This window comes from Bartonella bilalgolemi (assembly GCF_023500045.1).
GTDB lineage: Bacteria > Pseudomonadota > Alphaproteobacteria > Rhizobiales > Rhizobiaceae > Bartonella > Bartonella bilalgolemii.
On the sequence record NZ_JAMCOF010000001.1, the window covers coordinates 258,001 to 269,060 of the forward strand.

Below are 11,060 nucleotides of genomic sequence, written 5' to 3' on the forward strand. Positions count from 1 at the left end.
TGCGTGCGTGTCTTAAAGAAAAAAATATGATTTGAGAAAAAAAGCGTATAATCCATAAATGAATAAAAGTAAAAGAAAACTAAGCGGCATAAACCATTTAAAGTGATGAGAAAGCCAGTGGGTTGCTTGAGAGCCAAAACGTTGAATAAGCCAAGCAAAAAGATAAAAACGTGTTCCACGGGAAAGGATACAGAGAAGAATAAAAAGCCAAAGATTAAAATGGGTAACGCCTGCAAGAAGGGTGGTAATCTTGATGGGAGGAAGATGGGTGAGACCCGAAACAGTCAGTAAAACTGCTAAAAATTCTTGAGTCGTATCATTGTATAATATTTGAAAATTTTCATATTGATTGGTAAATTCTAAAAGAGGTTTGACAATTGCGTCAGAGGCGAAATAACCAAGACACCACCCAACAATCCCCCCAAAAACAGAAAAAAATGTGGCAATAAAAGCATAGAAATACGCCTTTTGAGGACGAATAAGCGCGATGGGAATATACAAAACATCCGCTGGGATAAAAAAAATAAAGCTTTCAATAAAAGCGATAAAACCAAGCCAATAAGGTGCTGTACGGCGCTTTGCCAGTGAAATTGTCCAAAGCTTTACCGTGTTCAAGATCATTATTTCTTCCGACAATTCAAAGAGGCAAAGAAGATCAAGAAGATCTCAGAAAGCCTGAATGAGACAAAAAACAGTCAATTCTTGCAAAAAAAAAGTCTAGTGTTGACGAATCTTCTATTCTTTATATAGTGCAAAAAAAGAGGGGACAAGTATGTTCCTTATCAGATGTCGTGCGGGTGTGGTGGAATTGGTAGACGCGCCAGACTCAAAATCTGGTTCCGAGAGGAGTGTCGGTTCGAGTCCGACCACCCGCACCATTTTATTTCATATTCTCTTTTTTTAATTATAAGATCTTTTTATTTCTCAACACAGCAACACAGTTTGTGAAGAGAGAATATTTTCCTTACTCTTTTGAGTTATGCACATCCTCTTGGAAAGATTTTTGGAGAAAGCCTCTTTGAGGAAAAGTCTCTTTGGAGACAGGTCAATGCAAAGATAGGCCAAAAAAATGCGTCCAAAAGAGTTTTTGTAAAAAAGAGAGTGCTCTCCTATACACAGAAAGTAAGGATAGAAAAAACAAAAAGCAGAAAGAAGGAATAAGAAGACGGACAAAGGCAGGCGCAAGGGCCAAGGATAAGGGCAGGCGCAAGGGCAAGGGCAAAGGCAGGTGCAAGCGCAAGGATAAGGGCAGGCGCAAGGGCCAAGGATAAGGGCAGGCGCAAGGGCAAGGGCAAAGGCAGGCGCAAGCGCAAGGATAAGGGCAGGCGCAAGCGCAAGGATAAGGGCAGGCGCAAGGGCCAAGGATAAGGGCAGGTGCACGCGCAAGGATAAGGGCAGGCGCAAGCGCAAGGATAAGGGCAGGCGCAAGCGCAAGGATAAGGGCAGGCGCAAGGGCAAGGGCAAAGGCAGGCGCAAGCGCAAGGATAAGGGCAGGCGCAAGCGCAAGGATAAGGGCAGGCGCAAGGGCCAAGGATAAGGGCAGGCGCAAGGGCCAAGGATAAGGGCAGGCGCAAGGGCAAGGGCAAAGGCAGGCGCAAGGGCAAGGGCAAAGGCAGGTGCAAGCGCAAGGATAAGGGCAGGCGCAAGGGCAAGGATAAGGGCAGGTGCAAGGGCAAGGGCAAAGGCAGGTGCAAGCGCAAGGATAAGGGCAGGCGCAAGGGCCAAGGATAAGGGCAGGCGCAAGGGCAAGGGCAAAGGCAGGCGCAAGGGCCAAGGATAAGGGCAGGCGCAAGCGCAAGGATAAGGGCAGGCGCAAGGGCCAAGGATAAGGGCAGGCGCAAGCGCAAGGATAAGGGCAGGCGCAAGGGCAAGGGCAAAGGAGGAAGAATAAATGGGGAAATCGAAGGTGTGTTTTATGGAATGGTGATAAAAGATATGACGTATGCTTTTTTAAGAAGTTAAGATATCTTTGTGCGATTTGCATAGCCCCAGTGGACAGCAAGCAGGTCTAAACAGTCGCGTAAATGATCAGCAAGAGAATTTTGTTTGCGTTTGGAGGGGCTTAATTCTTTAAATGCTTGATCATAACCAACCACTTGTTCAACCAGTCGGTACCCAAGAATGCCTAAGTGGATTTTGACTGTTTGTAATTGTTTGAGGGCATTTGTTTGGGCTTCTATTGGGTGGATATATTTCTGATTATTATCCACTTTTTGAACGGTCAAATCAAGACTCATTTGTGTATCACCTTGGCATTGACGCCAATAAACATAAAAGCGTTCCGCTGCTTTGTATTGTGCTTGGTTGATGTGTCCTTTCTTATATAAAAGGGCAATGGGACGGCTATGCGCATCGATAAGAGCAAGAGTGGTGCGTGGGTTTTGTGCGCTAATTGGAGATGTGGGTTGAAAAGAAGGATTACTCGTTTCAATGATCACTTCTCGGGTTTTTAAGTGACCAATGGGTTTCTCTGGGCAGAGGGAGGATATGGAAAGAGAGGGGGAGGAAGATTTGTGTCTTTTGGTGGAGGTGAGTGTGGGATTTTTTTTTTGTGAATGGGTCATGATGTTTCCTTATGAAAAGGGTGGGTTTTATTCTTGAGAGGAAAAGGACTGATAAAGGCTTCTAAGCAGTGGCGATGTTGGAGGATTGAAGGAATGCGCGCTGGTTGAGGGTTTGTTTAAAGAGAATTATTCTTTTGTATTGAAGGGTCTCTCTTTTGTATTGAAGGGTCTCTCTGGGCAGAGGGAGGATATGGAGGGGAAAAAGAAGGAAATTCTTGTGGAAGAGGAGGAGGAGAAAAACGGTGCATTGTGGGAGCGATAAGGAGGGGATGATTTGATTCCAAAGCGCCATTTTGGTCCTGTTCAATATAGCGTCGGGGCGTTAATGAAGCAGAAGAAGAACAACGATAACGGTAAGTTTTAGGGTCAAACCAGAGCCCAATTTTTCCTTCAAAATCGCCAGAGCGCTGTTTGGCGATATTGATAATAACACCTGGGCGTTGTGCTAAGTGCGCTTTTTCTTCTGGTTGATGGGTCGAAAAAATTTTATCTTCTAAAGAACGATTCCGCCAAATGGTGATGATGTTAAAAGCATTGGCACCAATTTCTGAGGCGCCTTTAATGTCTTCTGTGCTCGGAACATCCTTTTCTAAACCACTTTTGCGGGTATGCGCTACAAGATGAATGTGGACAGCGTTTAAAACTGCCCAATCAACTATTTTATAAACAGCCTGTTCTTGTTTTGCATAGTCATCGGAGGAGATCCCAAGGCGCATCAAACTGTCAATAATAAACTGGTCACAGCCATATTTGGCACGGCAATAGTCAAAAATATCTAAGAGGACATCAACGCTCGATTTCCCTACATGCTCGTACAAAATGAGACCTGTATCTAAAAAACGAAGAACGCGTTCAATCATTTCTTTCGTTGGTTGCTCCGTTCCCCCAGTTTGTTTCGTTAAGCGACGCAAAGATTGCTCGCCTTTCATTTCAAGAGAAGCTAAGCAAAGACGGCTTTTTTGCGCAATCCAATGGGGAATGCAATCCGATAAAAGTTGGCTTTTGCCAGCGCCACTCGCTCCACTCCAAAGTGTCAATTCTGCAGGGCGGAAATAAAGTTTACCATTCAGCTTCGAATAGGGAACTGTATAGCCAAGATGCTGTTTTTCAGGAGGATAAAATAAGTTTACAACTTGTTCCTTATAATCCAAAACATGACGTAATCCTTTGGGTGTAAAACTTTGAGCTTGTAAAAAAGCTTCGTGGATGACGGAAGCGTCAATCCCTGCTTGTAAACAGGCATTCGCATCTTTGCCAGGAAGGTGGACGCGATAACAGCGATGGCGACCAAGGCGATGAGCAATCTCAAAAGCTGCTTCTTCTCCCGGTGTATCCATATCCGTGGCTAGAAAAATGGTTTCAAAAGATTCTAAATGATCAAATTCATTCTCAATCCAATTTTGTTTTCCTCCTTTCCCACCGCCAAAGGGAACCGAGACAGCTGGATATCCATAGGATGCTAAAGAAAGCGCATCAATCTCTCCTTCGGTGATAACAAGTGTTCGGTCCGTCGAAGGACAGTCTTTGAAAGACAAAGCTTGCCAGCCGAATAAAATCGGTTCACACTGAGAGGCCGTTGGTTTTGCTGTTGCACCATCTTCGGCTAAGCGCTCTTTCACTAAGGCAAGAGTGCCATCCAGCTTGTAAAAAGGAAAAATAATCTTATTGCCCTCTTCTCCAATTCGGTAACGTTGTAAAATCTCAAGTGGAATGCGACGCTCTTCGTGCAAATATGTTTTAACCCGTTGTTGCGGAATATTAGCTTTCGGAAGAGGAGGAGCGCGATAGTGATGGCGGGGCGCCATAAAAGGCTTTGGACGGGAAAGATTGAGATAAGCGCGTGCTTCATCAAGTGCTTCAGAAAGACTGATCCCTTTAACGCTACACCACAGGTCAAGAAGATCTCCACCGTTCCCTTCAGCAAAATCATACCAAAGCCCTGCTTTATTGCCGCTTAAGCTGATCGATAGGCTTTGTCCCGCTTCACCACGAATATTGCCAACAACCCAAGAATTGCCTCGTTTTTTTCCTTGTGGAAGAAGCATTTCTGCTATAGAGCTTGCTTGGGCGGTAAGCCTTTGTTTAATTTCAAAAAGTGTGCTCATTTTAATAGACTTGTTAAGAAACTTGATAATTGATAAGGCTGCTATAAAGGGTTTCTTCCTGGGCATTGCTTAAGGCAGTTGTAGAGCGCGCTGAAAGAGCGACAGAAGATAAAACGGAAAGGCGTTTATCATTTTCTTGTAAACGCTCAATTTCACGGCGGTACCAATTACGCCAGGTGGCTGACCAATCAACTTTTTTCGCCTCTTTGCCACTCTTCGCTTGCCAATAATCACGAAACTTTTTTTCTTGCCAAAGTGCTTGTTCTTCGCTGAGACCTTCTGAAATTGCTGTTGTAATGTCAGCGCGCCACTCAGAAGGAAGACGAGACCCCTTGATTTCTTCTTTGGGGGAAGAAACGGCACAAAAAGAGGCAGAAGAAACAACCGAAGAAGATTTCTTTTGTGAAACACCGTGAGGTGTTTCTTTTTCTTCTGACTTCTGAGCTTCTGAGTTACGTTCAGCGTCTAAAGGAGAAGCGTTGAGCAGATGTTGAAATTGTTCTTTGATTTTCTTGCGTTTTTTTGCTGAAGAGCGTCCCGCGAAAGATTTTTGCTCAAGCAATTTTGCCCGTTCATAAAAAACAATTTCACAACGTGTGTTCCAAAGCCCATTGGCTAAGTGTAATATTTTCCCCTCCATTATTAACATCTCTAAAACGCCTTCAAAAGTTCTCTTGTCACAACCACAAAGACGCGCTAAACGTTCGATTGATAAGTCTAAGGGACGCCCTCGCGCATACATTTCATTCAGTAGAATTGTGTAAATACCGATTTCATGCGCTCGCATTCCACGGACTCCACCAAGGAAATCATTCTGGTACCAACAAACATAAGGAAGTATTGATGACTCATAATGAGGCGTTTCTGAGTGTAGAGCTTGTTTCATGATGCAATAAACTTTCTTCTTTTCAGTCTGATATGAAGCGATAAAAAGCAAAAAATATATTTTTATGTCTCTCCAAAAGTGCGTCGGTCAAATTTACTATTTTGTAAAGTGTTCCTATTTCGTTTTTGTTTTGTTTCGCTTTGTTCTGGTAGAGGATCATTTTTTTGTGTATTTCCTTAAAATTGACTCATCAATTATGCAGGATTTAGAGAGTTGCAATTTTGCAATTTGAGGTTGTATAAAGAATAGAAATTTAAGAGGGAAAAATAACAATTGTGGGTTTTTGAAAAATGACTGTTTAATTCTCTCACTCTGGGGTGATGCATTGTTTTTGGATAAAAAAATGATGAATCCTCCAATAAGTGAAAATTTTTGTTAATTTTATCCTCTTTAGAAGATAAAGCAAGTCAATTTTATTACAAACAGATTTTTTTTAAAGGTAGGCTATAGGGTGAGGCTATGAATATTGATGGTTGGCGTCAAAGATTGCAGGAAGCACTTGAAAAAAGTGGACGGTCAAAACGGTCTATCTCAATCGCTGCAGGGAAAGGAGCTGGGTATTTACATTCAATTCTTTCTGAAGGAAAAGAGCCAACGATCGAGTCTCTTTATCATGTCTGTCACGCAATTAATGTCAGTATGAGTTATATTCTCTATGGTCAAGGCACAACGCCTGAAGATCAAGAATTTATTGATCTCGTTTTGAAGGTTTCTCCTGAGGAGCGGAAGGCCATTTTGACTCTTTTGCGTCGATCACTTGACGAAGATAAAACAAAATAGCTTGTTGTGTTTTTCGGTCAAGTTTTTTCCAAGATTGTAGTAGTTTAAAATCAAAATCACTCATTTCAGCCCCCCGTCTGTTGAAAATATATCGATTCAGAATAAACAGAAACAATGCAGAGCAAAATGGGAACAAGATAACAATAATTTTCGTTCTTGTTTTCATTTGAGCATTGTCAAAAGTCATAATATATCTTTTATTAGAGATAAAATCATTGACATATCTTCCATAGAGGATATAAGACTAACGCTATATTTGATCATGTCAAGACAGAGGTTAGCTTTATCAACTGCCTAAGGGAGAAATATTCATGAAAAATATTCCATTCGTTAAAGAGGACGAAATTCTTATTATTCTTTGTGAAGATGAAATCAGTGGTGCTTATGATGGTCCTCTTGAACAAGAAGAAGTGCTTGAGCTGATCAATAAATATGATGATGTGATCCGACTTTTACGGCTCGATTTAAGGTCATTGCATGCCGATGATGTAAGCGAACAAATCGCCGAATTATACGTGGAGATGAAGATGGACGACCGCTATGATCAGGATGAACAAGTGTCGCCTCTCATTTTTAATAGCGATGCTTATCATGCTTATTTAGATCAAAAAATTGCTCAAGAATACGAAGACAATCTCTATGGGTCTTATGAAAAACAGCACCGTTTGCGCTGGTCTGATGTGTTGAATGGATATTAAGGGGAAAATAATGAAGAGTTATCTCAAAACACTTTCTTATGGATTGCCACTTTATTATGTTGAAAGCGCACAAAATATCATCAAATTGGAACCACAACAAAAAGACGCCTGTTCTTTTACTTCACAATATGAAGCAGAGTCCGTGGCACAGAAATTAGCGCTTCAGTATCAGCGTTATGATTTTTATGTCGCGCAAAGATAGGGGTGTGTTTCCTCATTTCCTCATTTTCATGATCGTACAAAATTAATTTCAGGAAATAGAAAACTGTAAGCAAAAAAAGTGAATGCTTTTTCGCTGTATGAGTCCAACTGCACTTGTGGTTGGGCGAAGGACTGGAGTGTCGTTTTTGTTGGGGAGATCAGTATGTGAGGTTTGTTTGCTGTATGAGTCCAACTGCACTTGTGGTTGGGCGAAGGACTGGAGTGTCGTTTTTGTTGGGGAGATCAGTATGTGAGGTTTGTTTGCTGTATGAGTCCAACTGCGCTTGTGGTTGGGCGAAGGACTGGAGTGTCGTTTTTGTTGGGGAGATCAGTGTGTGAGGTTTGTTTGCTGTATGAGTCCAACTGCGCTTGTGGTTGGGCGAAGGACTGGAGTGTCGTTTTTGTTGGGGAGATCAGTGTGTAAGGCTGAGTGTACAAAAGAAAGATCTTCAAAGAGAGGCAAGAGTGATAAAAAGGGGAGAATATTAAAATGCCAACCATTATTGATTGTGTTCAAGGAACAGATGAATGGCGCCAAGCACGTAATGGGTTGATTACTGCTTCTTTGTTTGAGATGGTTCTCGCACAAAAACAAGATGGAAAAAAAACCCAAAAATATACCTCTGTAATGATGAGGCTTGCTGGAGAAAGAATAACGGGAAAGTCTGTCGAAGAGGGAATAACCTTACCTATGCGGCGCGGAATAGAATTAGAACCACAGGCACGTCAGCTGTATGGAACTCTTACACAGACAGAACCTGAATGCGTTGGTTTCATTTTGGCAGAGGATCGTTTGAAAGGAGCTTCTCCAGATGCTTTGATTGGGACAAATGGGATGTTGGAAATCAAAACAAAAAAACCTGAAATTTTAATCCCTTATTATACGCAAAGGGATTTTCCTCTTGAACATAAAGCACAATGTCAAGGAGGATTATGGATTGCACAACGTGAGTGGATTGATTTAATGTTCTATTGGCCAGATATGCCCCCTTTGATTAAACGTGCTTATCGTGATGAGGCTTATATTCGAAGGCTCGAAATAGAAATTAACCGATTTAATGAGGCTTTGGCAGTGATGGTACATCGTCTTCAAACAATCTCTTTGTAAAAAAGAAGGGTAAGGGGGATGCAAAATCAAAAGAGCTGGAAAAGGAAAAGCAATGAGTTCCAAAGAAAATCTCGGCGAAGACATAAGGTGCAAACGTGAGGAAAAAGGCAGAAAAAACAAAAGAAATGAGTCTGCAGGCATAAAAATAAAAAGAAGAACTTCTGCGTAAATAAAGAAAGTGCTGTGAAAAGGAGGTGTTCTTGCAAATATGGTGCTGCGAGAGAGGATTGAACTCTCGACCTCTCCCTTACCAAGGGAGTGCTCTGCCACTGAGCTACCGCAGCACTTTGAGGGCACAGTACTTTGAATCCCAGCACTTTGAGTCGCAGTACTTTGAATCCCAGTACTTTAAGTCTTTGTGCCGCCTTGTGCCATATTGTTACAAAATAGGCAAGAGAGCATTGATCTATTCTTGCAAGTCGGTCTATCTTATGTCATGACAAAGAAGATGATATAAAAAGAAGGTGAGATAAGAAAAAAGATAAAGGGGCGGGTAAAGTGTGAGCTTAATGCGCTTCGAGTTATCAAAAAGGTGAAATTGTTCAAAAAAATGTGTCATGACACAAATGGATCAACAAAAACAAGACAATAATAAAAAATGCAAAGATGAGAAAAAAAAGCAACGCCAAGAAAGGCTCGCTCAGCAGTTGCGCGCTAATTTAAAACGTCGAAAAGAGCAGAATCGAAAACGATTTCAGGATAATTCTTAAAAAAAAGACTTCCGATTAAGGTATTTTTACGGCATTTTTGCAACCAAATCTCTGAATGATTCGTTTCAAAGTCATAGAAAAAGACGTCTCAAGGTGTTCATCTATTTCGAAAGGAAACTTTGCAAAGGATCCTTTTTAGGGGAGACTCTGGACGTGGGTAAAAAGGGTCAAACATTATGGATTCTATTCACATTATTGGTGGAAATCCTCTTAATGGTGTTATTTCTATTTCAGGAGCTAAAAATGCTGCACTTCCTCTTATGGTCGCGACATTGCTCACTGAAGAGGCACTTACTTTGAATAATATTCCGCATCTCGTTGATGTTGAACTCTTATTGAGAATTCTCAATCATCATGGGGTTGGTTATGCCGTAGAGGGACGAAAATCACATCAGGAAAGCCAATATTCAAGGACAATTCACTTTACAGCAAAAAAAATAACAACAATACACGCTCCTTACGAACTGGTGACAAAAATGCGCGCAAGCTTTTGGGTCATCGGTCCGCTGCTCGCACGATGTCGAGAAGCTTATGTTTCGTTACCTGGAGGATGCGCCATTGGAACAAGGCCTGTTGATTTTATTCTCGAAGGTCTCAAAAGTCTAGGTGCCCAAATCGTTATCGAACAGGGATATGTTCATGCGAAAGCACCAGAAGGTCTTCAAGGAGGGCGGTATCGATTCCCTAAAGTAACTGTTGGGGGAACACACGTGCTCTTGATGGCAGCCGTCATGGCAAAAGGAACAACTATTCTTGATAATGTTGCTTGTGAACCAGAAGTTATAAATCTTATTCAAGCGTTAAAAACTATGGGAGCGCGCATTTCTGGAGAAGGAACACAAACCCTTACTATTCACGGAGTGGAAAAACTTCATGGCGCAAAAATTCAAGTGATTGCAGATCGAATCGAAGCAGGAACTTATGCCATGGCTGTTGCAATGAGCGGGGGAGAAGTCTTTCTGAAAAATGCAAATCCTCATCATCTTACCGAAGTTCTCGAATGCCTCAAAAAAACAGGTCTCGAAATCGAAATTAAACCAGATGGGATCACTGTAAGACGAAGTCCAGAGCAGAAAATTATCCCAGTGGATATCAAAACAGGTCCTTTTCCAGCTTTTCCAACAGATCTACAAGCACAATTCATGGCTCTTATGACACGAGCACAGGGAAATGCCCATATTACCGAGACAATTTTCGAAAATCGTTTTATGCATGTACAGGAATTAATCCGTTTGGGAGCACAAATTACGCTCAATGGACAGACAGCTCTTGTCCATGGGACAGAGTATTTGCAAGGGGCACAAGTAATGGCAACGGATTTGCGCGCTTCCGTCTCTCTTGTTATTGCTGCACTTGCTGCACAGGGAAAGACAATCGTTAGTCGCGTCTATCACCTCGATCGAGGCTTTGAACGGCTGGAAGAAAAGTTAGCGCAATGTGGTGCAAACATTCAACGCGTAACAGGATGAGAAAATACGCCACTGTTTATTGAAAATTGTTCCTTTAAAATAGATCTTGAGAAAATTTCTAAAGAATGGCCCCTAAAGGCCCCTTAAAAGAGAAAAGCTCTTAAGGGATAAAAGGGAGAGCAAATGGCATCTAGTGTGCCAAAAACAATGGAGTATGGGGGCGGGCATTTCACAAAGAGAAATCTTTTGTCACAATGCTTTGGAAAAGCTGAAGAGAACTGAAACAGTAGATCACTTCTAAAACCAAGGTTCTTTCATGATTTTAAGCGAAAAGTGAATAGGTGGAAAAAGAGAAAGGATGAGGAAAGGGTGAGGTGACATTCATGAACTCTGAAGGGATGCCCGTCTTGCAGAGGTTTACCAAGAGCAGGGTGGCTTCGAGGGAAGTGGTTATGAGCGGGAAGGATCCGAAGGAAGTGGTTATGAGCGGGCAGGCTTCGAGGGAAGTGGTTATGAGCGGGCAGGCTTCGAGGGAAGTGGTTATGAGCGGGAAGGATCCGAGGGAAGTGGTTATGAGCGGGCAGGCTTCGAGGGAAGTG

At 42.2% G+C, this 11,060-nt stretch carries 11 protein-coding genes and 2 tRNA genes; 8 read left to right on the forward strand and 5 right to left on the reverse strand.

Going from position 1 to position 11,060, the window contains the following annotated elements; genetic code table 11:
• Nucleotides 1-12 precede the first annotated feature (12 nt).
• The gene (locus tag M4Z11_RS01080) at nt 13-621 is read right to left on the reverse strand and encodes a YqaA family protein (protein ID WP_249674600.1); all 609 of its coding nucleotides are present in this window, start codon (nt 619-621) and stop codon (nt 13-15) included.
• A 172-nt stretch (nt 622-793) separates the two neighbouring features.
• Here M4Z11_RS01080 and M4Z11_RS01085 point away from each other — a divergent pair.
• A tRNA-Leu gene (locus M4Z11_RS01085) sits at nt 794-878 on the forward strand.
• 1,080 nt (nt 879-1,958) lie between these two features.
• Here M4Z11_RS01085 and M4Z11_RS01090 read toward each other — a convergent pair.
• The 3 genes from M4Z11_RS01090 to M4Z11_RS01100 form a co-directional block, all read right to left on the reverse strand.
• Entirely contained in the window at nt 1,959-2,564 is a 606-nt protein-coding gene (locus M4Z11_RS01090) for a hypothetical protein (protein WP_249674603.1), read from the reverse strand.
• Between the two features lie 116 nt (nt 2,565-2,680).
• Nucleotides 2,681-4,669: a toprim domain-containing protein gene (locus M4Z11_RS01095; protein ID WP_249674606.1), complete on the reverse strand. Its 1,989-nt coding sequence runs from the start codon at nt 4,667-4,669 to the stop codon at nt 2,681-2,683.
• Between the two features lie 13 nt (nt 4,670-4,682).
• On the reverse strand, nt 4,683-5,555 hold the full coding sequence (locus M4Z11_RS01100; protein WP_249674611.1) for a YdaU family protein: 873 nt from the start codon (nt 5,553-5,555) through the stop codon (nt 4,683-4,685).
• A 459-nt stretch (nt 5,556-6,014) separates the two neighbouring features.
• Here M4Z11_RS01100 and M4Z11_RS01105 point away from each other — a divergent pair, with 459 nt between their 5' ends.
• From M4Z11_RS01105 to M4Z11_RS01120, 4 genes are all read left to right on the forward strand, one after another.
• Nucleotides 6,015-6,335: a helix-turn-helix domain-containing protein gene (locus tag M4Z11_RS01105; protein WP_249674613.1), complete on the forward strand. Its 321-nt coding sequence runs from the start codon at nt 6,015-6,017 to the stop codon at nt 6,333-6,335.
• Between the two features lie 311 nt (nt 6,336-6,646).
• Nucleotides 6,647-7,033 (forward strand): hypothetical protein, encoded by a 387-nt coding sequence (locus tag M4Z11_RS01110; protein WP_249674616.1) that lies wholly within the window; start codon nt 6,647-6,649, stop codon nt 7,031-7,033.
• Between the two features lie 10 nt (nt 7,034-7,043).
• Complete coding sequence (locus M4Z11_RS01115; protein WP_249674619.1) at nt 7,044-7,235, forward strand: hypothetical protein; 192 nt, start codon at nt 7,044-7,046, stop codon at nt 7,233-7,235.
• 489 nt (nt 7,236-7,724) lie between these two features.
• Entirely contained in the window at nt 7,725-8,342 is a 618-nt protein-coding gene (locus tag M4Z11_RS01120) for a lambda exonuclease family protein (RefSeq protein ID WP_249674622.1), read from the forward strand.
• A 209-nt stretch (nt 8,343-8,551) separates the two neighbouring features.
• Here M4Z11_RS01120 and M4Z11_RS01125 read toward each other — a convergent pair.
• A tRNA-Thr gene (locus M4Z11_RS01125) sits at nt 8,552-8,626 on the reverse strand.
• Nucleotides 8,627-8,908: 282 nt separating this feature from the next.
• On the opposite strand from M4Z11_RS01125, the gene M4Z11_RS01130 reads away from it, so the two are divergent.
• The 3 genes from M4Z11_RS01130 to M4Z11_RS01140 all read left to right on the forward strand — a co-directional run.
• Entirely contained in the window at nt 8,909-9,052 is a 144-nt protein-coding gene (locus M4Z11_RS01130) for a hypothetical protein (RefSeq protein WP_249675120.1), read from the forward strand.
• Between the two features lie 176 nt (nt 9,053-9,228).
• Nucleotides 9,229-10,521 (forward strand): UDP-N-acetylglucosamine 1-carboxyvinyltransferase, encoded by a 1,293-nt coding sequence (murA, locus tag M4Z11_RS01135; RefSeq protein WP_249674628.1) that lies wholly within the window; start codon nt 9,229-9,231, stop codon nt 10,519-10,521.
• Nucleotides 10,522-10,844: 323 nt separating this feature from the next.
• Nucleotides 10,845-11,060: hypothetical protein (locus M4Z11_RS01140; protein WP_249674634.1), on the forward strand; the 216-nt coding region annotated here is incomplete at its 3' end.